This is a genomic window from Ensifer sp. EB106-03-01-XG145, from assembly GCF_058792075.1.
Genome location: NZ_JBYTEC010000002.1, coordinates 54,545 through 77,653, shown reverse-complemented (window position 1 = coordinate 77,653; position 23,109 = coordinate 54,545). Strand labels below are relative to the sequence as shown.

The 23,109-nt window shown below is 63.6% G+C and carries 21 protein-coding genes; 17 read left to right on the top strand and 4 right to left on the bottom strand.

All coding sequences use genetic code 11. The annotated features are described in order from the left end of the window. Genes AC3WWH_RS08950 through AC3WWH_RS08940 form a run of 3 tightly spaced genes read left to right on the top strand, consistent with a single transcriptional unit; the run spans position 1 to position 2,866 of the window. Positions 1–900 carry an ABC transporter permease gene (locus AC3WWH_RS08950; RefSeq protein WP_058322724.1) on the top strand — a complete coding sequence of 300 codons (900 nt, stop codon included), beginning with the start codon at positions 1–3 and terminating at the stop codon, positions 898–900. A gap of 8 nt (positions 901–908) precedes the next feature. Further along, positions 909–1,739, top strand: coding sequence for an ABC transporter permease (locus tag AC3WWH_RS08945; protein WP_058322723.1), 831 nt, complete (start codon positions 909–911; stop codon positions 1,737–1,739). Positions 1,740–1,741: 2 nt separating this feature from the next. Further along, positions 1,742–2,866 carry a DmpA family aminopeptidase gene (locus AC3WWH_RS08940; protein WP_058322722.1) on the top strand — a complete coding sequence of 375 codons (1,125 nt, stop codon included), beginning with the start codon at positions 1,742–1,744 and terminating at the stop codon, positions 2,864–2,866. Between the two features lie 46 nt (positions 2,867–2,912). On the opposite strand, the gene AC3WWH_RS08935 is transcribed toward AC3WWH_RS08940, so the two are convergent. Continuing rightward, positions 2,913–3,791 carry a helix-turn-helix domain-containing protein gene (locus tag AC3WWH_RS08935; RefSeq protein WP_057251217.1) on the bottom strand — a complete coding sequence of 293 codons (879 nt, stop codon included), beginning with the start codon at positions 3,789–3,791 and terminating at the stop codon, positions 2,913–2,915. Between the two features lie 94 nt (positions 3,792–3,885). Between AC3WWH_RS08935 and AC3WWH_RS08930 the strand changes: the two genes are divergently transcribed. The 3 genes from AC3WWH_RS08930 (at position 3,886) to AC3WWH_RS08920 (ending at position 7,381) form a co-directional block, all read left to right on the top strand. Next, positions 3,886–5,448 carry a 4-hydroxyphenylacetate 3-hydroxylase N-terminal domain-containing protein gene (locus AC3WWH_RS08930; RefSeq protein ID WP_058322721.1) on the top strand — a complete coding sequence of 521 codons (1,563 nt, stop codon included), beginning with the start codon at positions 3,886–3,888 and terminating at the stop codon, positions 5,446–5,448. An 8-nt stretch (positions 5,449–5,456) separates the two neighbouring features. Further along, positions 5,457–5,969, top strand: coding sequence for a flavin reductase (locus AC3WWH_RS08925; RefSeq protein WP_057251219.1), 513 nt, complete (start codon positions 5,457–5,459; stop codon positions 5,967–5,969). A 158-nt stretch (positions 5,970–6,127) separates the two neighbouring features. Then, complete coding sequence (locus AC3WWH_RS08920) at positions 6,128–7,381, top strand: sensor domain-containing diguanylate cyclase (protein ID WP_058322720.1); 1,254 nt, start codon at positions 6,128–6,130, stop codon at positions 7,379–7,381. Positions 7,382–7,415: 34 nt separating this feature from the next. Here AC3WWH_RS08920 and AC3WWH_RS08915 read toward each other — a convergent pair whose 3' ends face one another. Both AC3WWH_RS08915 and AC3WWH_RS08910 read right to left on the bottom strand, forming a co-directional pair. After that, positions 7,416–8,894 carry an aldehyde dehydrogenase gene (locus AC3WWH_RS08915; RefSeq protein ID WP_082640871.1) on the bottom strand — a complete coding sequence of 493 codons (1,479 nt, stop codon included), beginning with the start codon at positions 8,892–8,894 and terminating at the stop codon, positions 7,416–7,418. A 117-nt stretch (positions 8,895–9,011) separates the two neighbouring features. Further along, entirely contained in the window at positions 9,012–10,463 is a 1,452-nt protein-coding gene (locus AC3WWH_RS08910) for an APC family permease (RefSeq protein WP_113399387.1), read from the bottom strand. A 300-nt stretch (positions 10,464–10,763) separates the two neighbouring features. Here AC3WWH_RS08910 and AC3WWH_RS08905 point away from each other — a divergent pair, with 300 nt between their 5' ends. Genes AC3WWH_RS08905 through AC3WWH_RS08880 form a run of 6 tightly spaced genes read left to right on the top strand, consistent with a single transcriptional unit; the run spans position 10,764 to position 17,146 of the window. Continuing rightward, the gene (locus AC3WWH_RS08905) at positions 10,764–11,546 is read left to right on the top strand and encodes an IclR family transcriptional regulator (RefSeq protein WP_058322717.1); all 783 of its coding nucleotides are present in this window, start codon (positions 10,764–10,766) and stop codon (positions 11,544–11,546) included. Continuing rightward, positions 11,546–12,799 carry a Tm-1-like ATP-binding domain-containing protein gene (locus AC3WWH_RS08900; protein ID WP_492376912.1) on the top strand — a complete coding sequence of 418 codons (1,254 nt, stop codon included), beginning with the start codon at positions 11,546–11,548 and terminating at the stop codon, positions 12,797–12,799. Before AC3WWH_RS08905 ends, AC3WWH_RS08900 begins: the two co-directional genes overlap by 1 nt. 20 nt (positions 12,800–12,819) lie before the next feature. Next, entirely contained in the window at positions 12,820–13,482 is a 663-nt protein-coding gene (locus tag AC3WWH_RS08895) for an HAD family hydrolase (protein ID WP_058322962.1), read from the top strand. A 2-nt stretch (positions 13,483–13,484) separates the two neighbouring features. Continuing rightward, positions 13,485–14,840: an aspartate aminotransferase family protein gene (locus AC3WWH_RS08890; RefSeq protein WP_058322716.1), complete on the top strand. Its 1,356-nt coding sequence runs from the start codon at positions 13,485–13,487 to the stop codon at positions 14,838–14,840. Positions 14,841–14,844: 4 nt separating this feature from the next. Next, positions 14,845–16,128, top strand: coding sequence for an aspartate aminotransferase family protein (locus AC3WWH_RS08885; RefSeq protein ID WP_058322715.1), 1,284 nt, complete (start codon positions 14,845–14,847; stop codon positions 16,126–16,128). A 7-nt stretch (positions 16,129–16,135) separates the two neighbouring features. Continuing rightward, entirely contained in the window at positions 16,136–17,146 is a 1,011-nt protein-coding gene (locus tag AC3WWH_RS08880; protein ID WP_058322714.1) for a phosphotransferase, read from the top strand. 20 nt (positions 17,147–17,166) lie between these two features. Here the strand turns inward: AC3WWH_RS08880 and hpaR are convergent, their stop codons facing one another. After that, complete coding sequence (gene hpaR / locus AC3WWH_RS08875) at positions 17,167–17,655, bottom strand: homoprotocatechuate degradation operon regulator HpaR (RefSeq protein ID WP_058322713.1); 489 nt, start codon at positions 17,653–17,655, stop codon at positions 17,167–17,169. Positions 17,656–17,763: 108 nt separating this feature from the next. On the opposite strand from hpaR, the gene AC3WWH_RS08870 reads away from it, so the two are divergent. From AC3WWH_RS08870 to AC3WWH_RS08850, 5 genes are all read left to right on the top strand, one after another. Next, the gene (locus AC3WWH_RS08870; RefSeq protein WP_113398786.1) at positions 17,764–18,156 is read left to right on the top strand and encodes a 5-carboxymethyl-2-hydroxymuconate Delta-isomerase; all 393 of its coding nucleotides are present in this window, start codon (positions 17,764–17,766) and stop codon (positions 18,154–18,156) included. A 64-nt stretch (positions 18,157–18,220) separates the two neighbouring features. Beyond that, the gene (gene hpaE / locus AC3WWH_RS08865) at positions 18,221–19,738 is read left to right on the top strand and encodes a 5-carboxymethyl-2-hydroxymuconate semialdehyde dehydrogenase (protein ID WP_113398785.1); all 1,518 of its coding nucleotides are present in this window, start codon (positions 18,221–18,223) and stop codon (positions 19,736–19,738) included. 33 nt (positions 19,739–19,771) lie between these two features. Further along, positions 19,772–20,752, top strand: a complete 981-nt coding sequence (gene hpaD / locus AC3WWH_RS08860) for a 3,4-dihydroxyphenylacetate 2,3-dioxygenase (RefSeq protein ID WP_058322710.1) — start codon at positions 19,772–19,774, stop codon at positions 20,750–20,752. Between the two features lie 53 nt (positions 20,753–20,805). Further along, positions 20,806–22,242 carry a pyridoxal phosphate-dependent decarboxylase family protein gene (locus AC3WWH_RS08855; RefSeq protein ID WP_058322709.1) on the top strand — a complete coding sequence of 479 codons (1,437 nt, stop codon included), beginning with the start codon at positions 20,806–20,808 and terminating at the stop codon, positions 22,240–22,242. After that, positions 22,239–23,108 (top strand): fumarylacetoacetate hydrolase family protein, encoded by an 870-nt coding sequence (locus tag AC3WWH_RS08850; RefSeq protein ID WP_058322708.1) that lies wholly within the window; start codon positions 22,239–22,241, stop codon positions 23,106–23,108. The genes AC3WWH_RS08855 and AC3WWH_RS08850 overlap by 4 nt, the downstream gene beginning before the upstream one ends. Position 23,109: the final 1 nt, after the last annotated feature.

The window sequence follows — 23,109 nt, the reverse complement described above, 5'->3', positions numbered from 1 at the left end:
ATGTCGATCGCCAGCCGCCGCCGCTTTCAGCTCGCCGTTTTGCTCGGACCCGTCTCGGCCTTCCTTGCCGTCTTCTTCCTCGGGCCGCTCGCGATCATGGTCGTCACCAGCCTTCTCGCGCCCGGCCTCTATGGTGGGGTGGAGTGGACCTTCTACCCGCATAACTTCGGTCGCATCCTCGGTTTTGCCGATCCGATGTTCGAGGAGTTCGATCCGATCTACATCGCGATCTTCCTGCGCTCGGTCGAGATCGCGGCCCTGACGGTGCTCGCGACCCTTCTCGTCTGCTATCCCGCCGCCTTCTGCATCGCCCGGCTTTCCGAGCGCTGGAAGAATTTCTGCCTGTTCCTGATCACGCTGCCTTTCTTCACCAGCCTGATCGTGCGGCTCTTCGTCTGGGTGTTGATCCTGCGCCAGACCGGCCTCGTCAACGAGATGCTTCTGTCAACGGGGCTGATCGAGCGGCCGCTCGACCTGATCTACACCAGGGGCGCGATCATCCTCGGCATGACCTATGTGTTCATTCCCTTTATGTTCATGCCTGTTTATGCCAGCGTCGAGAAACTTGACTGGACTCTGGTGCGCGCCTCGCTCGATCTCGGCGCCGGGCCGCTGCGCACCTTCTGGCGCATCATCCTGCCCCTGACCGCTCCCGGCATTGCCGGCGGCGCGGTCATCGTCTTCATTCCGGCGCTTGGCAACTTCGTCGTGCCGGCGGTGCTCGGCGGCGCCAAGGTGATGATGTTCGGCAACCTGATCGAACAGCAGTTCCTCGCGGCCCGCAACTGGCCCTTCGGCGCCGCACTGGCGATGATGGTGATGACCGTCATGCTGATCATGATGATCGCCCATTTGGTTCTTTCCGGTCGGCGCAGCGCCGCCGCTGCGCTGGCACGGTGAGGTGATCCATGAAGATCGCTCGAACCCTCTTTACCGGAAGCCTGCTCGCCTATACCGGCCTCTTCTTCGCCTTCATCTACATTCCGCTCGTCGTCATCGCCGTCTATTCGTTCAACGCCAATCCGGTGAACATGATGACCTGGACGGGCTTCACCACCGAATGGTACGCCCAGGTTCTCGGCTTCAAGACCAAGGTCTCCGAAAGCGCTCTCTACATCGAATCGACGGGCCAACTGCTGCAGGCGGTCTGGAACAGTCTGGTGATCGCCGCCTCTACGACAGCCATTGCGACCATCTTCGGCACGGCGATCGCCATCGGCCTCTATCGCTTCGAATTCGTCGGCCAGCGCTTCTACTGCGTGGTGATGTTCATGCCGATGCTGATGCCGGATATCGTGCTCGGCATCGCGCTTCTGATCTTCTTCGTCAATTCCGGCATCCGGCTGGGGCTGACGACGATCATCATCGGCCAGTGCACCTTCCTGATCTCCTACGTCTTCATCGTCGTCTCGGCCCGACTTGCCGGCATGGACCGGACGCTGGAGCACGCGTCCGCCGATCTCGGCGCCAATGAATGGATGACCTTTCGCCGGGTGGTGCTGCCGCAGCTCTTTCCGGCAATCGTCGGCGGCGCGCTGCTCGCCTTCATCATCTCGATGGACGATCTCGTCATCACCTATTTCATCGCCGGCGTCGACGTCACTACGCTGCCGATGTTCATCTTCTCCATGCTTCGGCGCGGCATCAAACCGGAGATCAACGCGATTGCCGTGATGATGCTCTCCTTCTCCTTCGTCGTCGCCTCGCTCGGCCTTTACCTTCGCTCCCGGCAGAAATGATCATGAACGATAAAACTCCCGCCTCGCCCACCGCTCGCGCCCGCGATATCGGGCTGCCCTTTTCCGGCCGCACCGGCCGCTTCAACGCCATCACCGACGTCGAAGGCATAACCGTCGGCTTCCGCACGATCGCGGAAGAGACGCCGCGCCCGGGCCGCAAGCGTCCTGTCCGCACCGGCGTCACCGCCATCCTGCCGCATGCCGCTTCGGCCACCCCCGTCCCGGTCTACGCTGGGGTGCATCGCTTCAACGGCAACGGCGAGATGACCGGCACCCACTGGATCGAGGACGGCGGCTTCTTCCTCGGGCCGGTCATGATCACCAACACCCACGCCGTCGGCATGACCCATCACGCCACCATCAAGTGGATGCTGGAGCGCTACCGGTCGACCTACGACAGCGACGACTTTCTATGGTTGATGCCGGTCGTGGCGGAGACCTATGACGGCGTTCTGAACGACATCAACGGCCAGCCGATCACCGAGACAGATGTGCGCGCAGCACTCGACAGCGCCACCTCGGGCCCGGTGCAGGAGGGCAATTGCGGTGGCGGCACCGGCATGATCGCCTATGGCTTCAAGGGCGGCACCGGCACCGCATCCCGCGTCGTCGAATTCGGCGGTCGCGACTATACGATCGGCACGCTGGTGCAGGCCAATCACGGCCAGCGCGACTGGCTGACGATCCGTGGCGTTCCGGTCGGCGAGCACATGCGCGACGGCACGCCGCAAAGCCAGATGCAGGAGCGCGGCTCGATCATCGTCGTGATCGCCACCGACCTGCCGATGGCGCCGCACCAGTTGAAGCGGCTGGCGCGACGGGCGGCGATCGGCATCGGCCGCAATGGTACTCCGGGTGGCAACAATTCCGGCGACATCTTCCTTGCCTTCTCCACGGTCAATACCCAGCCGATGGCGCACAAGGCGCCGCCGCGCCTCTCGCTGGAGATCGTCAACGACGACCTGCTCGACCCGGTCTATCTCGCGACTGTCGACAGCGTCGAGGAAGCGGTGGTCAACGCGATGATCGCGGCGGAAGATTCCGGCGGCACCGCCCATGATCGCTTCAAGATCCAGGCGATCCGGCATGAGCCGCTGATCGAGGTGATGCGGAACTACGGCCGATAGTCGGCGACCAACGTGGCAATGCGTTATCTTTTCGGGACCGGCAATCTTAGCCGGCTCCTGACGAGCTCACCCGCGCGCGGCGCCAGTCGCTCGGCGCCTCGCCCACGCGTAACCGAAAGAAGCGCGAGAAATAGGCGGCATCGGCAAAGCCGATCTCGTAGGCGATGTCTTCCAGCGGCCGTACAGTGAAGAGCAGCAGGCGCTTGGCCTCGAGCAATCGACGCTCGTTGATGAGCTCCTTGACCTGCATGCCGAAGGCGTCCCTGCTCGCCTTGGCGATGAGGTGCGGTGTCGTTGCCAGCGCGTCGGTGTATTGCGCGACGCTCCAGTTTTCCCGGAAGTGCAAATCGATAAGCCGGCGCAGCTGAGCCGCCAGCATCGCCTGCGACGGCTGGGCCGGAGATGGCGTGGCGGATGCCAGACGGGCGATCTGGGTGAGGACGGCCGCGACCAGCGAGGCGAGCATCTGTTGGGTGCCGGGCGCTCCGCCGGCATATTCGTCGGCAACGATATCGAGCAGTTCGGCAAGACGGCGCCAGCCCCGGTCCTCGCCGTCGCCACGGATCATGACCGGCGCATCAACAGGAAGCGTGGTGTTCTCCCGGATCGAGAGCAGCGCGCCATCGGCGACCGAGACGACGACCGCGTCGCTCGTCTCAGGATCGACGGAAAAACCATGCACGATGCCGCTCGGCACGAAGCTGACGGCCGGTGCCAAAAAGTCCAATGGCCTGTCGTCGATGAAATAGGTGCCGCGGCCGCTCATCCAGAAGGTGATCTGCCCCATCTGATCGTGTTTATGCGCCTTCACCTGTCCCTGATGCAGGTTACGCCGCGCCATCACCGTCTCGACATGGAAAAATCCGGGTTCGAGTTGTTGCTCCGGTTCACCGTAGACGAAGAAACTTGGAATGGCGTCGGTCATGGCCCACCGAAAAAAGTACAAGTCATTTTGCCATTCTGTCCATGGCGGCCAATGATTTCAACGCCTAGCCTTGACGAAACTCAAGGAGGAGAAAATGAGAGCAGAGGATTTCCGCGCCGACAGGACGCGGCCCTTCACCGGCGCCGAATATCTGGAAAGCCTGCGCGACGGCCGCGAGGTCTATATCAACGGCGAACGCATCAAGGACGTGACCAGCCATCCGGCGATGCGCAATTCCGCCCGGTCGCTCGCCAGGCTCTATGACGCGCTGCATGATCCGGCAAAGAGGGACATCCTGACGGCGCCGACCGACACGGGGTCCGGCGGCTACACCCACAAATATTTCCGCGTCGCCCGCTCCTCCGCCGATCTTGCCGCCCAGCAGGGCGCGATCGCCGAATGGGCACGCATGTCCTATGGCTGGATGGGCCGCACCGCCGACTACAAGGCGGCGCTGATGAACACGCTCGGCGCCAATGCCAATTGGTATGGCCCGTTCAAGGACAACGCGCTCGCCTGGCATAAACGCGCCCAGGAAGCGGCGCTCTTCATGAACCACGCGATCGTCAATCCGCCGATCGATCGGCACAAGCCGGCGGACGCGGTCAAGGACGTCTTCGTCCACATCACCAAGGAAACGGACGCCGGCATCTACGTCTCAGGTGCCAAGGTGGTCGCGACCTCCTCGGCACTGACGCACTACAATTTCCTGGCGCAAAGTTCGGCGACGGTAACGGAGGATCCCTCGCTCTCGGTGATGTTCATCGTTCCGATGAACGCGCCCGGGATCAAGATGTTCTGCCGCGTCTCCTACGAGCAGACAGCCAACACCGTCGGCCATCCCTTCGACTATCCGCTGTCGTCGCGCTTCGACGAGAACGATGCGATCCTGGTGCTCGACAACGTTTTCGTGCCGTGGGAGGACGTCCTGGTCTTGCGCGATGCCGCCAAGATCCTCTCCTTCCACCCGGCTTCCGGCTTCATGCACGGCTACTGCTTCCAGGGCTGCACCCGTTTCGCCGTGAAACTCGACTTCCTGGCAGGCCTGCTTGCCAAGGCGCTGCGCGCCACCGGCGGCGACGCCTTCCGCGGCAATCAGGCAGCACTCGGCGAGGTGATCGCGCTCCGCCACATGTTCTGGAGCTTCTCCAATGCCATGGCCCACAATCCCATTCCTTGGGCCGACGGCGCCGTGCTTCCCAATCTGGAAGCCGCGCTTTCCTATCGAACCTTCATGTCGGAGGCCTATCCGCGTGTCGTCGAGACGATCCGCAAGGTGATTGCCTCGGGGCTGATCTACCTGCCGTCCTCCGTGCGTGACTTCGGCAATCCCGAGATCGACCGCTACCTGGCGCAATATGTCCGCGGCTCTAACGATATGGGGCACATCGAGCGCATCAAGATCATGAAACTGCTCTGGGACGCGACCGGCACGGAGTTCGGCGGACGCCACGCGCTCTACGAACTCAACTATGCCGGCGCGCCTGAAGAGGTTCGGCTGCAGGTATTGAAAGGGGCCGAACGCGGCGGGCGTCTCAAGGAGATGGAAGCGCTCGTCGACCAGTGCATGGCGGACTATGACGAGAACGGCTGGACCGGCAGCACCTGGCTGCCGCCGCTCGACGATGCGGCCGCTCTGCGCAACGCCGCCGAATGAGGCCCGTCATGGAACCGCTCGTTTCGAAGACGGAGTTTCGCAACGCCATGGCGCGGGTCTGCGCGCCGGTCAACGTCATCACCACCAACGGACCCGCCGGACGCGGCGGGTTCACCGCCACCGCCATGTGCTCGGTGACCGACGAGCCGCCGACGCTGCTTGTCTGCATGAACCGCAACTCCACCCAATGCGGCCTTTTCATCGACAACCGGCGCTTCTGCGTCAACGTGCTCAGCCACGACCATAGGGATCTCGCCGGCCACTTCGCCGGCGCGACGCAGGATATGGCGGCCCGCTATGCCGCGGCCGACTGGGTCGAGATGCAATCCGGCAGCTTCGCGGTCAAAGACGCCATCGTCTCGCTCGACTGCGAACTCGCCGAGGCGCGGCTGCTTGGAACACACCACATCCTCATCGGCCGGGTCGTCGGCATCCGCTCGCGCAGCGACGGCAATGCGCTGCTCTATTTCGATCGCAACTACGTGCATGTGCCGACGCAGCTCGGAAGTTTCGGCGGCTAGGCGTAGGCGGGGTCTCGCCCCGCCTACATGAACACGGCCCATTGACGGACGTTTCGCCAAAGAGCCGAGGCAATCCACATCCACGTGCTGTTCAGTGCCTTTTGTTTTTTCCGTAAAACGCTCTATTTGCTTGGCGCGCAATGAGAAAGGAAAACGGAATGGTGGTTGCTGAGCCAGCCGGGCGGCCGACGACGGACGCGAAAGGCAGGGAATTCGATCGCCTGACCGCCCTTGGACATCTCGACATTCTCGACACGCCGAAGGATCAGGGCCTTGAACGGATCGTGCGGCTGATAAAGCAGATCTTCGCCATCGACATCGGCATCATCTCTTTGGTCGACGCACATCGACAATGGTACAAGGCCTGCTCGGGGCTCGCATTAGACGAAGTTCCCCGGGAAGACACTTTCTGCCGATATGTTGTCGCATCGGAGGAACCGCTTGTCGTGCACGACGCCACGCAGGATCCGCGGTTTTCGCGACATCCCGCCGTCACCGGCCCGGAACATGTTCGGTTCTACGCAGGCGTTCCGTTCAAGACGCGGGACGGTCATACGGTCGGGACCGTATGCGCGATCGACCGCGCGCCGAGACACTTCACCGACAAAGACCTGACGATCCTGACCGAACTGGCGGGCGTGGCGATGGACCGGATCGATTTGCTCCGGTCGGCCGCGACGGATGGGCTCACCGGCACGTTGACGCGCCGCGCCTTCCGCGAGGAGGCGGACAAGCTGATTTCGCTCGCCATAAGGCACCAGCACGACGTGTCGTGCATCGTCCTCGACGTCGACCACTTCAAGCGGGTCAACGACACGCACGGGCATGCGGCAGGAGACGAGGTCTTGAAGGCCGTGAGCGCCGTCTGCCAGTCCAATCTGCGGGCAAGCGATCTGTTCGGGCGGCTCGGCGGCGAGGAGTTCGCCATCATGCTGCCGCACGTCGACGCGAACGGCGCACTCGCCGCAGCGGAAAAGCTGCGGGCAGCGATTGCCGCTCAAACAATCCACGGAGACTTTGGTCAGCTTGCAGTCACCGCGAGCTTCGGCACATCGGCGCTATCGCTCAAGAGCAGGGAGATCGGTACATTGCTCGCCCAGGCGGACGCGGCAATGTATCTCGCCAAGGCCAGCGGACGGAACCGCTGCGTCGCGTGGAGCAGTCTCGAAGTCGGCTATCCGCTGGGTCCTCGTCAGCGCGTACTGAAAGCCGGCACCATTCTTTTCGACGACAGGCATTCAAAGATAGAGTGCACTATCCGGTCGCTTGGTGCCGATGGCGCTGCGGTCACGGTTTCGAATTCGGCCGGCATACCACCGGAGCTGGTTCTGGTCGTCGCCGGCGAGGGTTTCGAGACCAAATGCCATGTGGTGGCGCGAGACCGGCAAAATCTCGAACTCGCCTTCGGATAGCGCGGTCGTCCGGCCCCGGTCCCTGCAAGCCCGGTCAGAGCTGAATCCAGGCGGTCTTCAGATCGGTGTATTTGTCCAGCGCGTGCAACGACTTGTCGTGGCCGTTGCCCGATTGCCTGACGCCGCCGAGCGGCACCGTGTTGTCGGCGCCGCCATAGGTATTGACGTGCACGACGCCGGCGCGGATGCCGCGCACCATCCGGTGCGCGCGCGACAGGTTTGCGGTCCAGACTGCGGAAGCCAGCCCGTAGTCCGTCGCATTGGCGATCCGGAGTGCGTCGGCATCGTCGTCGAAGGGAATGATTGCAAGTACCGGCCCGAAGACCTCTTCCTTCGCCAGCTTCATTTCAGGCTGAATGTCGAAGACGGTCGGCTGCATGTAATAGCCGCCAGTCTCTTCGAGGATGCGCTTGCCGCCCCAACGCAGGCGCGCGCCTTCCACTTCCGCTTCACGGACGAAATCGAGGTTCTTGCTCAGCTGCGCGCTGCTCGAAATCGCTCCAGCCTCGGTCGAAAGAAGCAGCGGATCGCCAACCTTCATACCTGCCGCGATCGCTGCCACCTTCTCCGCGAAGGCTTCGTGAATGGAGCGCTCGACCAGCAGCCGTGAACCGGCAACACAGACCTGGCCGGAGTTGCGGAAGATGCCATAGGCCGAGATGCGCGCGGCCTGATCGAGATCCGGCGCATCGGCGAAGACGACGTTCGGCGACTTGCCGCCGAGTTCGAGATAGACGCGTTTCAGGTTCGAGCGCGCCGAATATTCGAGCAGCCGGCGGCCGACACCGCCCGAGCCGGTGAAGGCAAGCACGTCGATATCGTCATGCAGCCCGATAGCCTCACCCGTCGTCGCACCCCGGCCGGTCACAACATTCAGAACGCCCTCCGGCAGGCCGGCTTCGGCGCAGATTTCGGCGAGCCTGAGCAAGCTGAGCGAGGCGCCCTCCGCCGGCTTCAGCACCACGGAATTGCCGGCGGCGAGCGCCGGCGCGATCTTCCAGGCGCCGATCATCAAAGGGAAATTCCAGGGAACGATCGCGGCGACCACGCCGATCGGTTCGCGATGCACGAGGCCGAGAATGTTGTGGGCGGTCGGCGCGATTTCGCCATAGACCTTGTCGAGCGCCTCGGCATAGTAGCGGAAGGTTCCGGCGGCGCTGCCAGGCTCGGCCTTCAGCGCCATCGAAATTTCGGTGCCATTGTCGCGCACGCCAAGGACCGCAAGCTCCAGCGCCTGCGCTTCGATGATTTCGGCAATGCGCGTCAGCACCTTCTTGCGGAACGCCGGAGCCGCCTTCGACCAGCTTCCTTTTTCGAAAACGGCGCGCGCGGCACGGACCGCCGCGTCGACGTCGGACGCGCCCGCGTCTGCTATCGTCGTCAGGTGGCTGCCGTCGATCGGCGAGACGACGTCGAGCGTTTCGCCGGACAAGCTCTCCTGCCAGTGGCCGTTGATGAACAGCTTTTGGCCCTCGACGGCGAGGCTACGCAATTGGTCGATCTTGTCCTGCATGATGTCTGGTCCCGTTTGCATTGCCGGGACGGCGGAGGGTCCGCCATCCCTTCTTAGGTGATACGCAGTTCCGGACGGAAGCCGCTTGGCGTCATTCCGGAAAATGCATGCCAGCGATCAGATCTCCTGGCCTGCGCCAAGGCGGGCGAACTCGATCGGATTGCCCGACTTCAGCGATGCCGCAAGCGCCAGACCGATAACACCGAAGATCACGACAAGGCCCGGCAGGAACACGGCGAGCATGCCGGTGGCGCCCGCCAGGTCACCGAAATTGACCGCGATCGCGATGATAACGGCAACGAGGATCAGGCCGGTGACGACGGGGATAACCTTAGTCACCAGCGGGTTCCGTTCGAGGCCGGGATTGCGGCTGAAGAAGGCGACGATCGCAAAGGCGGTGAAGGCCATCAGCGTCATGACGGCGAGCGTGCCGACATTCGTCAGCCACGAGAACAGCGCCAGCACCGGATCCTGACCCGTCGCCGCAAAGAGTGCCACGACGAGGACGGCGATGACGGTCTGGATCAGCGAGCCGACATGCGGGCTGTGGTAGACCGGGTGGGTGACGCCGATCGAGGCGGGCAGCAGCCGTTCGCGGCCGGCGACGTACAGATAACGGGCAACACCGTTGTGGAACGCCAGCACGCCGGCGAACAGGCTGGTGACGAAGAGCAAGTTCATCAGCGGCGGCAACCAACCGCCGGCATAACGCTCGGCAAGGCCGAAGAGGAAGGTGGTCGGATCGGCAAGGCCCTGCAGTTCCGGCACCAGCTTGTCGGCACCGGCCGCATTCACCATCAGCCAGGAGGTGAACATGTAGAAGACGCCGATAATCAGCACTGAGATATAGGTCGCGCGCGGCACCGTCTTGTGAGGCTCGCGGGCTTCTTCACTGTAGATCGTCGTCGCCTCGAAGCCGATGAAGGCGGCAAAGCAGAAGAGAATGCCGATCGACGGCGAGCCGGACAGAATGGCCGTGGGCGTAAACGAGACCGCCGTCAGCCCGCTGTCGCCGCCCTTGGCGAGGATCGCGACATCGATGACCAGCACCACGAGATATTCAAGGATGACCAGAACCGTCAGCACCTTGGCGGAGAGGTCGACGCGGCGATAGCCGAGAACGCCGACGGCGGCGATGCCCACGAACGTCCAGACCCACCAGGGTAGATCGACCCCCAGACCGGCGAAGAGCCCGGCCGTCGCCGCCCCGAACAGGCCGAATACGCCGATCTGCATGGCGTTATAGGCGAGGATCGCGATCATCGCCGCGGCACCGCCCATCAATCCGCCAAGGCCCTGGGCCGTATAGGCGTAGAAGGCGCCGGCATTGCGGATATGCCGCGCCATGGCGACGTAGCCGATGGAAAACAACAGCAGGATCAACGTGACGAGCAGGAAGGTGCCGGGAATGCCGGCACCGTTTCCAAGCAGCATCGACAACGGAACGCCGCCGGCGACGGCCGTCAAAGGTGCTGCCGCCGAGACGACAAGAAAGGTGACCGCGCCGACGCCAAGGGCGTTCTTGCGCAACTGGTTCGCTCCGGTCACGGGCGAAGATGGATTGTCCATAGTACTAGGCTCCCCTGGTTGGCGCGAACGCCTTTTCGCCTCCGGTCCTTCTCTCCGGCGGCAGCTCCCTGAAGCGAACTTGAAGCGCGGGGATTTGTTTTTGTCTTGGCCGCGCAAGTCTTTCGGTTCAATATATGAACCTTAGCTTCAAATATAGACTTGCAAAAAGCGTTCGGCCCTGTCAAGTTATTTCGCATGTTAAGTATCTCGGCCAGAGACAACCACGAGGGCGGACGCACCGCCCCATGAAAGGGAACAGGCAGAGATGACTTGCGACGGCGCTCAACGACGGAGGAATGGATGAGCACCATCGGTAAGGCCCTGACTTTGCTTGACGCGATCTCGCGGCTCGAGAAGGAAGCTGGTCTCAGCGAGATCGCGCGGCATTGCGGGCTCGACAAGGCAACTGCCCGGCGCTTTCTCGTCGAACTGGAAAAGCACGGCTTCGTCGAGCAGGACGCGGAGACCCGACGCTATCGTCTGGGCGGAGCGCCTGTGCGGCTTGCCCGTATCCGTGAGGCGCGCTTCCCCTATCTGAGCGTGGCGACCCCCTTCGCCCGGGAACTTGCGAGCCTAGCGGGCGAGACCGTTCACCTTTCTGAATACGCCGCCGGCCGCCTTTCGACTGTTCACGTGGAGGACTCGCAGCGGGCCCACCGCGTCATCGTCGATGTCGGGAGCATCCTGCCTTTCCACGCGACCGCGTCCGGTCTTGGCTTCCTTGCCTTCTGCCCGCCGAAGGACATCGACGCGGCCCTGTCGGCGCCGCTCAAGGCCTTTACCGATCAGACGCTGACGGACCCCGCAGTCCTGCGCCAGACCCTGGGAGAGACCCTCCGGCGCGGCTACTCGATCTGCCATCACGGGCTCGAAACCGGCGTCGTCAGTGTCGCCGCACCGATCCGCGCGCCAGGCAGCACACCGGTCGGCGCGATCGCCATCGCAGCCCCCGCAACGCGGGCCGACAAGGAGACGGTGGAAAAGATGGGGCGCGCCGCGATGGCGGCGGCGAGACGCATTTCCGAAAGACTGTTCGGGTTGGAGCAGGTTGCTGCCGATCCGCTGGCAAGGAGGGCCGGCTGATGAATGCCATGAACCGTCTCCCCAATATCCTGGTCGTGGGTACGGGAGACACCAAATGCGACGAACTCCAGTTCATGGCGTCCGTCATCCGCGAAGCCGGCGGCATGCCTGTGATGATGGACGTCAGCATTCTCGGTGATCCGCCCTATGTGCCTGAATATTCCCGTCACGACATCGCCAAAGCGGCCGGCGTCACCATAGCGGCAATCGCCGCCAGCGGCGACGAACACAGCGCCATGGCGCTGATGGCAGAGGGGGCGGCCGCCCTCACCCGTTCGCTCCACGAGGCCGGGCAGGCCGATGGCGTCATCATTCTCGGCGGCTCGATGGGCACGGATCTCGCCCTCGACGTCGCCGCCGCCCTGCCGCTCGGCGTGCCGAAATTCATCGTCTCGACCATCGCCTATTCGCACCTGCTGCCGCCCGAGCGCATTGCGCCCGACCTGATGATGATCCTGTGGGCCGGCGGCCTCTACGGCCTCAACGGCATCTGCCGTTCGGTTCTCTCCCAGGCCTGTGGCGCGGTCGTTGGTGCCGCACGTTTCGGCACCAGGCCGGACAAGACGCGGCCGCTGATTGGCATGACCTCGCTCGGCTCGAGCTGCCTCAAATACATGAAATACCTGAAGCCCGAACTCGAACGCCGCGGCTATGACGTCGCTGTCTTCCATTCGACCGGCATGGGCGGCCGCGCCTTCGAGGCGATCGCGGCTGAGAAGGGCTTTACCGCGGTTTTCGACTTCTGCATTCAGGAGGTCAGCAACCATCACCACGGAACTGTCGTCACATCAGGGCCCGACCGGCTGGAGAATGCCGGACGTGCGGGAATCCCACAGATCGTCGCGCCAGGCGCCGTCGACATGGTCGACCTGCCGGCCTGGCAACCGGTTCCGCAGGCCTTTGCCGATCGCCCCTATCACGCCCACAACCGGCTGCTCGGCTCGGTGACCACATCTTCCGAGGGACGACGCGAGATCGCCCGCGTCATCGGCGGCAAATTGAACGGCACCAGTGCCGAGGTCGCCTTCATCCTGCCGCTCAAGGGGATTCAGGAATGGGACCAGCCTGACGAGCCTCTCTACGAACCGGAAGCGCTCGACGCCTTCATCGACGAGATGCGCCGGCAGATCCCCTCAGGCGTCGCCCTGCATGAGGTCGACAGCCACATCAATGCGCCGGCGTTCTCGCAAGCCGCGCTTGCGATCTTCGACGACTGGGTGGCGCGTGGCATCGTGCCCGAGGGCCGGCCATGACGAACACTATGCCCGACACCATGAGCGACAAGGCACTGATCCTCGATTTCGGCGGCGTCGTCACCCGCACGCTGTTCGAAACCCACGACATCACGGAGCGCGCGCTCGGCCTTGCGCCGGGAACGCTCACCTGGCGCGGTCCCTTCGACCCCGCCACCGACCCGCTCTGGACCGCCATGCAGCGACACGAAATCACCGAGCGGGACTACTGGACGGAACGCACCCGCGAGACCGGTCGCCTCCTTGGCGAGGACTGGAGCGACATGAAGACCTTCGTGCAGCGGGCGCGTGGGGCGGAACCGGAACTGGTGCTCCGGCCAGAGACGCGCGACGCGATCGTCGCCGCCCATAAGGCCGGCATTCGGCTCGCGATCCTCTCCAATGAACTCGACCTCTTCTATGGCGTCGCGTTCCGTCAGCGCTTCCCGCTGATCGAGCTCTTCGAGACGATCGTCGATGCCACCTACACCAACATCCTGAAGCCCGATCCGCACGCCTACGAGCTGGTGCTGAGCCAGCTTGGCCTGCCGCGCGAAGCCTGCGTCTTCGTGGATGACCAGTTGAAGAACATCGAGGGTGCGCGGGCCGTCGGCCTGCCTCACGTCCATTTCGACGTCACCCGACCCGCAGAAAGCTACGCCAGAGCGCTTCAGATGCTCGGCCTCGAACTGACAGGAGCATGACCATGCGCGAAACCAACTTCCTCATCGAGAACAACGCCCGCCACCTCTGGCACCCGATGGCGCATCCGGCCGAGATGCAGGCAACGCCACCGCGCATCATCAATGCCGGCGAAGGTGTCGAGATCGTCGACATCCATGGCAAGAAGGTGCTCGATGCGGTCGGCGGCCTCTGGAACGTCAATCTCGGCTATTCCTGCGAACCGGTGAAGGAGGCGATCCGTCGCCAGCTCGACGAGCTGCCCTATTACTCGACGTTTCGCGGCACCACCAACTCACCGCTGATCGAGCTTTCCTACGAGCTCGCCGAATGGTTCCGCGAGGATGGGCTGACGCGCTCGTTCTTCACCTCGGGCGGTTCGGATTCCGTCGAGACCTGCCTTCGCCTCGCCCGCCAGTACCACAAGCTCAACGGCCAGCCGGAACGCACCAAGTTCGTCGCGCTGAAGAAGGGCTACCACGGCACCCATTTCGGCGGCGCCTCGGTCAATGGCAATGCCAATTTCCGCCGCAACTACGAACCGCTGCTGCCGGGCGTCTACCACCTGCCGGCGCCCTATACCTATCGCAACCCCTTCGACACGACCGATGGCGCCGTAATCGCCAAGGCGATCGCGCGGCTCTTCGAAGACGAGATCGCCTTCCAGGGCGCCGACACGATCGCGGCGCTGATCATGGAGCCGGTGCTCGGCGCCGGCGGCGTGATCGTGCCGCACGAAATCTTCATGCCGCTGATGCGCGAGATCTGCGACCGCCACGGCATCCTCCTGATCGCCGACGAGGTGATCACCGCGTTCGGCCGCACCGGCGCCTGGACCGGTTCACGCCTCTGGGGCGTGAAGCCGGACTTCATGTCGACCGCCAAGGCGATCACCAACGGCTATTACCCTTTCGGCGCCGTGATGATCTCGGACAAGGTTGCCGAGGCTTTCGAAAGCAACAAGACGGCTGCGGGCTCGATCGGCCACGGCTACACCTATTCCGGCCACCCGGTGGGTGCTGCGGCCGCACTCGCAACCCTGAGGGAAACGCGCAAGCAGAACGTGGCGGCGAACGCGAAGGTGCGCGGCGACGAACTTATCGCCGGTCTCGAGGCGCTGAAGGACCGACACGAATTGATCGGCGACGTGCGCGGCAAGGGGCTGATGTGCGCGATCGAACTCGTCTCGGACAGGGAGAAGAAGGCCGGTGCCGCAAAGGATGTCGTCCAGAAGGTTCAGGACGTGACCTATGATGCCGGCGTCATGGTGCGCACATCCGGCGCCAACGTCATCCTGTCGCCGCCGCTGATCGTGACCGCAGGCGACGTCGCCCGCATCCTCACGGCCCTCGACGCCGGCCTGACCGCAGCACGGGGCTAGCGCGATGGGCGACAACCGGGACCTGATTGCGCGCCGCGAGCGGCTGCTCGGGCGCAACATGTCGCTGTTCTACGAGGAGCCGGTGCATCTCGTGCGTGGCGAGGGCGTCTGGCTTTTTGATGCTGACGGCCGCCGCTACCTAGACTGCTACAACAACGTACCGCATGTCGGCCATTGCCATCCACGGGTGACCGAGGCGATCACCCGGCAGGCGTCGACGCTCAATACCCACACCCGCTACCTGCACGAAGGCATTCTCGACTATGTCGAGCGGCTGACCGCGACCTTCGACAATAGCCTCGACACGGCGATCCTGACCTGCACCGGAAGCGAAGCCAACGACGTCGCGCTTCGCATAGCCCAGGCCGTGACCGGTAGGACCGGGGTGATCGCCACCGACCACACCTATCACGGCAATACCACGGCCGTGTCGCAACTCTCGACCCGCATGCCGCCGGTCGGCGGCTTCGGCGGCCATGTCCGCCACGTGCCGGCCCCCGACAGCTACCGGCCGCTCGGCGGCGAGCCTGGTGCCGCCTTTGCCGCAGCGTTTACCGCCAAGGTCGAGGAAGCGATTGCCTCGTTGCAACAAAGCCCTCACGGTTTCTCGGCGCTGATCATCGATCCTTTCTTCGCCAACGAAGGATTTCCCGAACTGCCCTCCGGCTTTCTCGATGGTGCGGTCGCCGCCGTCAGAAAGGCGGGCGGCCTCGTCATTGCCGACGAAGTGCAACCGGGCTTCGGCCGAACCGGCCGCCATATGTGGGGGCACCAGAAGGCCGGCATCGTTCCCGATATCGTCACGCTTGGAAAGCCGATGGGCAACGGCCACCCGATCGGCGGCGTCGTTGCGGGCACCGAAACGCTCAACGCCTTCCGCAAAGCGTTTCGCTACTTCAACACCTTCGGCGGCAATCCGGTCTCCTGCGCGGCGGCCATGGCCGTGCTGGATGTGATCGCAGACGAAAACCTCATCGAGAACGCCGCCCAAGTCGGCGCCTATGCCAAGGCCGGCCTCGCGCGGCTTGCGGACAAACATGGAATGATCGGCGACATCAGGGGCAGCGGACTGTTCTTCGGCGCGGAGCTCGTCACCGATCGCGCGGAAAAAACGCCAGCAAGCGCGCTCGCGACCAAGGTGATCAACGACATGAGCGAGCGCGGCGTGCTGATGGGCAAGCTCGGCATCCACCAGTGCACGACCAAGATCCGACCGCCGATGCCCTTTACCCGCGACAATGCGGATTTGATGCTGTCGACGCTCGACGACGTGCTTTCGGGCCTGTGAGCGATTGATGACGGCGGACCTGCCCAAACCCTTTCGCGACGCGCTCGACAACCGGGCGTGCCAGGCACTTGCCCATTGGGGCGTTGCTGACCAAGAGCCGGAGTTGCTGAAGTACCGGGAAAACGCCGTTTTTCGCGTCCACCTGGCCGATGGTCGCCCGGCGGCGCTGCGGCTGCACCGCGCCGGCTATCACAGTGCGGCGGCACTGCACTCGGAACTGCAATGGATGGCAGCACTCGGCAACAGCGGTCTCGCGGTGCCGCAACCGATCGCGACGACGGACGGGCGCTTGCTTGTCGCCCTGCCTGAAGGTGGCGCGTTTGCCGCACAGCATGCCGATGTGATCAACTGGATGGATGGAGAGCCATTGGGCGAAAGCGGCAATCCGCTGTCCCACTCACCCGAGAGGCTCGTCGAGATCTTCTCGGCGCTCGGCGCCTCCATGGCCGAGATGCACAACCTCGCCGATCGCTGGACGCCGACCGAGGGCTTTTGGCGTCTGGCCTGGGATGAGGAAGGCCTGCTTGGGGATCGTCCGTTGTGGGGGCGCTTCTGGGATTGCGAGGGCCTATCGCCGGCCCAAGCCATGGCGCTATCGGCTTTGCGCGGTGACCTCAGGCGGCGCCTCGCAACTCTGCCGACTCCGGCTAAGGATTTCGGCCTCATCCATGCGGACCTCGTTCGGGAAAATGTGCTGGTCGGCGAGGCGGGCGTCAAACTCATCGACTTCGACGATGCCGGCTGGGGTTACCGCCTGTTCGATATCGCCACCGCCCTGCTGAAGAACCGACGCGAGCCGGCCTGTGGAGCGATCGAGGCGGCGTTGATATCAGGCTATCGCAGCCGGCGCACGCTCAGCGCCGAGACGCTGTCCAGCCTGCCGCTGTTTCTTGTGCTTCGCAGTCTCACCTATATCGGCTGGTTCTCGGCGCGGCCGGAACTGCCGGGCGCCCGCGAGCGTGTCCTGCGCTACGCCGACGAGGCTCTGGCGCTTACCAAAGAGCTGGGCTTCACATGATGACCGAGAGCCAAAAACGCTCAGTCGTTGAGGCTGGCCAGTTCGTCCAGCATGTCGAGCAGGACTTCGACGCGTTCACGACCGTAGCGGGTTTCGAGGTCCTCGTAGATCGCCCGGCTCTCGGGGCTGACGTCGGCGATCACCCGCATGCCCTCGGGTGCAATCTCCAGGAGGACGCGCCGGCCGTCGTCGGCATCCTTGTGCTTGGTGATCAGGCCCCGCTCCTCGAGCGAGCGGATGATGCGGGTGAGGCTCGGCGCCAGGATGAAGGCCTTGTCGGCCATTTCCGACGCATCGACCCGGCCGGCTTCCGCCAGGATACGGATCACCCGCCATTGCTGCTCGGTGATGTCGTGGCGCGCCAGCATCGGCCGGAAATGCGCCATGACCGCTTCGCGTGCCCGCAACAGGGCAATCGGGAGCGAACGGCGGGTGTTGTGCGGCAAAAGGGCGTCGTGGCCAAGGTCAGCAGTGGTTTTCTCGCGGCTCATGAGCGTTCTATCGGACATTTTCTTTCGTTCTGCAATTGGCAGGCGCGAGCAGAGACTTCGAGCTTCTTGACACCGCCATCAATTTCGTTAACGTGTTAAATATATGAGAGCGCATCGGGAGGAAAGATGCCGCACCTGACAATCGAATACTCGGGCAATCTCGACGACCGCGTCGACTTCGCCCGGCTTTGCCGGGCCGTCCACAAGACGATCCTCGGCACCGGCCTTTTCGAGCTCGGCGCCATCAGGGTGCGCACGATCCGCAGCGCCGATTACGCGATCGCCGACCTTTTGCCGGACAATGGCTTCATCGACCTGTCCTTCCGCATCGGTCGCGGCCGCAGCGAAGCCGAGAAGAAGGCGACTGGGGAAGCCATTTTCAAGGCCGTCAGCGATGAACTCGCGATGCTTTTCGAGACGCCGCATTTCGCTCTCAGCCTGGAGATCCGGGAGATCGACCCGGATCTGAGCTGGAAAAAGAACGCCATTCACCCCCGGCTGCGCGCCACCAAAGGCTAGGCGCAGCCCCTCCCCAAAGCACAGCAGCGCGCGGCGAAAGTCTGCGCCAGCATCGGAGAACACCATGTCCAAGCTCGAAGAAAACCTCGCCAAGGCGGAAGGCTATCTCGCCCGCTTCAAGAGCGGAGGCGTGCTCAATCACATCAACGGCGAAGCGGTGCCCGCGCTTGACGGCGAAACCTTCGAGACGATCTCGCCTGTTGACCTGAAGCCACTTGCAAGGATCGCCCGCGGCAAGGCTGCCGATATCGACCGGGCGGCAAAGGCCGCGAAGGCTGCTTTCGCCGAATGGGCCGCTATGCCCGGCGAAACGCGCAAGAAACTGCTTCACAAGATTGCCGACGCGATCGTTGCCCGCGCCGAAGAGATCGCCTTTGTCGAGTGCATGGACACCGGACAATCGCTGAAGTTCATGGCCAAGGCGGCGCTGCGGGGTGCCGAGAATTTCCGCTTCTTCGCCGACCGGGCGCCGGAGGCGCGCGACGGCAAGGTGCTGCGCGACGGCAACCAGATCAACATGACGACACGCGTGCCGATCGGCCCGGTCGGTATCATCACCCCCTGGAACACGCCGTTCATGCTGTCGACCTGGAAGATTGCGCCTGCGCTTGCCGCCGGCTGCACGGTCGTGCACAAGCCGGCGGAATTCTCGCCGCTGACGGCGCGGCTGCTGGTCGAGATCGCCGAGGATGCGGGACTGCCGAAGGGCGTCTGGAACCTCGTCAACGGCTTCGGCGAAGATGCCGGCCGCGCGCTCACCGAGCACCCCGATATCAAGGCGATCGGCTTCGTCGGCGAGAGCCGCACCGGCTCGATGATCATGAAGCAGGGAGCCGACACGCTGAAGCGCGTTCATTTCGAACTCGGTGGCAAGAACCCGGTCATCGTCTTTGCCGATGCCGACCTCGAGCGCGCTGCCGATGCGGTGGTGTTCATGATCTACTCGCTGAACGGCGAGCGCTGCACCTCGTCCTCGCGCCTGCTGGTCGAGGGGAGCATCTATGATCGGTTCACCGCACTCGTTGCCGAAAAGGCGAAGCGCATCAAGGTCGGCCACCCACTCGACCCGGAAACCGTCGTCGGCCCGCTCATCCATCCGGTGCACGAGCAGAAGGTGCTCGATTACATTCGCATCGGCCGCGAGGAAGGTGCTACTGTTGCCGCTGGCGGCGAGAAGTTCGCCGGTCCGGGCGGTGGCTGCTATGTCACCCCGACGCTTTTCACCGGCGCCAACAATACCATGCGCATTGCGCAGGAAGAGATCTTCGGGCCGGTGCTGACGGCGATCCCGTTCAAGGACGAGGCGGACGCGCTGGCGCTGGCCAACGACGTACAATATGGCCTGACCGGCTATCTCTGGACCTCCGACGTCACCCGCGCCTTCCGCTTTACCGATCACCTCGAAGCCGGGATGATCTGGGTAAATTCGGAGAACGTGCGCCACCTGCCGACGCCCTTCGGCGGCGTCAAGAGCTCGGGCATCGGCCGCGACGGCGGCGACTGGTCGTTCGATTTTTACATGGAAACCAAGAATATCGCCTTTGCCAGCTCGGCGCATGCGATCGCCAAGCTCGGCGGCTGAGCGCGCTGGCAGAAAAATCTGGAGGAGACATCAATGCCCTTGCCGAAACCGAACCTCTATCCGCCCTTCAACATCGTGCGGCTGAGCCATGTGGAACTCGCCGTCACCGACCTCGCGAAATCGCGCGCCTTCTATGTGGACGTGCTTGGCCTGCAGGTCACCGACGAGACGGCGGACACGATCTATCTGCGCGCCATGGAGGAGCGCGGCCACCATTGCATCATCCTGAAGAAGGCGGCGACTGCCGAGGCCCGCGACCTGGGGTTCAAGGTCTATGGCGAGGAGGACCTCGAAAAGGCCGCGCATTTCTTTGGGGCCAAGGGCCTGCCTGTCGAGTGGATCGAACGCCCCTACCAGTCGCGGACCTTCCGCACCCGCGACCCCCAGGGCATCCCGCTCGAATTCTATTCGAAGATGGACCGCCTGCCGCCGATCCACCAGAAGTATGCGCTTTATCGCGGCGTGAAGCCGCTGCGCATCGACCACTTCAACTGCTTCTCGCCTGATGTCGACGAGGCAATCGCCTTCTACAACGAGATCGGTTTCCGGGTAACGGAATACACGGCCGACGAGGAGACTGGACGGCTCTGGGCCGCCTGGACCCATCGCAAGGGCGGCGTGCACGACATCGCCTTTACCAATGGCCGCGGACCGCGCTTGCATCATACCGCCTTCTGGGTGCCAACGCCGCTCAACATCATCGACCTGCTCGACCTGATGTCGACCTCCGGCTGGCTCGCCAATATCGAGCGCGGCCCGGGCCGACACGGCATCTCCAATGCCTTCTTCCTCTATGTGCGCGATCCGGATGGCCACCGCATCGAGATCTACTGCTCGGATTACCAGACGGTCGATCCCGATCTCGAGCCGATCAAATGGGACCTGAAGGACCCGCAGCGCCAGACGCTCTGGGGCGCGCCGGCACCGAAATCCTGGTTCGAGGAAGGCAGCACCTTTGCCGGTGCCGAGATACGGGACTCGATCCTGAAAGCCCAACCGATCATCGCACCCTGACAGTTGGCAACAGGGATCGGGTAGGGCCAAGAGAGCAGGACGGGAGGAAGTAGATGGATCAGAAGACTTTTGGAGAATGGTCGCTGAAGGCGGCGCAATGGGGTGCCGACTATCGAGCATCACTGCGCGACCGGCCGGTGCGCGCGCAGACGGCGCCGGGTGCAATTGCCGCCCAGATACCGTCGCGGCCGCCGCAGACGGGCGAGGACATGCAAGCGATCTTCGAGGACTTCGAGAAGATCATCCTGCCCGGCATGACCCATTGGCAGCATCCGCGCTTCTTCGCCTATTTCCCGGCGAATGCCGCACCGGTCTCGGTCGTCGCCGAATATCTGGTCACCGCCATGGCGGCGCAGTGCATGCTCTGGCAAACCTCGCCGGCGGCGACCGAGCTCGAAACGAAAGTGCTCGACTGGCTGCGACAGGCGATCGGCCTGCCGGAGGGGTTCTCCGGAGTGATCCAGGATTCGGCCTCCTCGGCGACGCTCTCGGCCGTCCTTGTCATGCGCGAAAAGGCGCTCGGCTGGCAGGGCAACAAGAAGGGCCTCGCCGGCCAGAAGCAACTTCGCATCTATTCCTCCGATCAGGTTCACACCTCGATCGACCGGGCGATCTGGGTCTCGGGCATTGGCGAGGAAAATCTCGTACGCATCCCGGCCAAGGGGTCGCGACGCGCGATGGATGTGAGCGCGCTGGAAGCAGCCATCCTCAGGGACAAGGCGGCGGGGCTACTGCCGGCGGGCGTGATCGCCTGCACCGGCGGGACGAGCACCGGCGCCTGCGACGACATCGCCGAGGTGGTGCGGGTGGCGCATGCCCATGGCCTTTACGTCCATGTCGACGCCGCCTGGGCCGGGGCCGCGATGATCTGTGAAGAGTTTCGCGAACTCTGGGCCGGCGTCGAGAAGGCGGATTCGATCGTCTTCAACCCACACAAATGGCTAGGCGCCCAGTTCGACTGCTCGGCGCATTTCATCCGCAGCCCGGACGATCTAGTCAAAACCCTGGCGATCCAGCCGGAATATCTGAAAACCCATGGCCGCGACGGCATCATCAACTATTCCGAATGGACGATCCCGCTTGGCCGGCGCTTCCGGGCGCTGAAACTCTGGTTCCTCTTGCGGTTTCACGGGCTCGCCGGTTTGCAGACGATGATCCGCAATCATGTGCGCTGGTCCGAGCAGATCGCGGAGCGGCTCGCCGAACACAAGGATTTCGAGATCGTCACTCAACCCATGCTGTCGCTGTTCTCGTTTCGCCACCGCAGTCAAGGGAATTCGGACGCCCACAACATCGCTCTGGTCAACGCGATCAACGACGACGGCCGTATCTACCTGACGCAAACCCGCGTCGACGGCCACGTTGCGATCCGGTTCCAGGCTGGTCAGTTCGACATGACGGAAGAGGATGCCGACACCGCCTTCGAGGTCATCACCGAAGTCGCCGGTGCGCTGAACAAACATCGGAACGGAACGAAAGCCGCCCTATGACCCACCCCCGACTTGTCACCTTTTCAGCCGGCGAAAGACGGGGCTACGGCCTCGTTTCCGGAAGTGGTTTGATCGATCTTTCCAAGCGATATGCGTCAACCTGGCCGACGTTGCGCGAGGTGATCGAAGCAAGCGCGCTCGTTCGCCTTGCCGACGAGGCAGGCGGGCTGCCGGCAGACATTTCGCTCGATGACATCCGCTTTGAGATCCCGGTGCCGGCGCCGGAAAAAATCATCTGCGTCGGCGTCAACTTCCCCGACCGCAACGAAGAGTACAAAGACGGCCAGGCGGCCCCCTCCAACCCGTCGCTGTTCATCCGCTTCCCGCGCTCGTTTACCGGGCACGGGCAGCCGCTGATCCGCCCACCGGAAAGCCCGCAGCTCGATTATGAAGGCGAGATCGTCATCGTCATCGGCAAGGGCGGCCGTCGTATTCCGGAGGCGTCAGCACTCGACCACATCGCGGCTCTTTCGCTCTGCAATGAGGGCACGATCCGCGACTGGGTGCGCCACGCCAAGTTCAACGTCACGCAGGGCAAGAACTTCGACCGAACCGGCTCGATCGGCCCCTGGCTGGTGCCTTTCACCGATGAGGCACAGCTTGCCGACATCAGGCTCGAAACGCGGGTAAACGGCGAGGTGCGGCAGCAGGACCGCACCAGCCGGATGATCTTCTCCTTTCGCAAGATCATCAACTACGTCTCGACCTTCACGACGCTGGTTCCCGGCGATGTCATCGTCACCGGCACGCCGACCGGCGCGGGCGCCCGCTTCGACCCGCCGGTCTGGCTGAAGCCCGGCGATATTGTCGAGGTCGAGGCCGAAGGCATCGGCACGCTCATCAACCCGATCTCAGACGAGGCCTGAC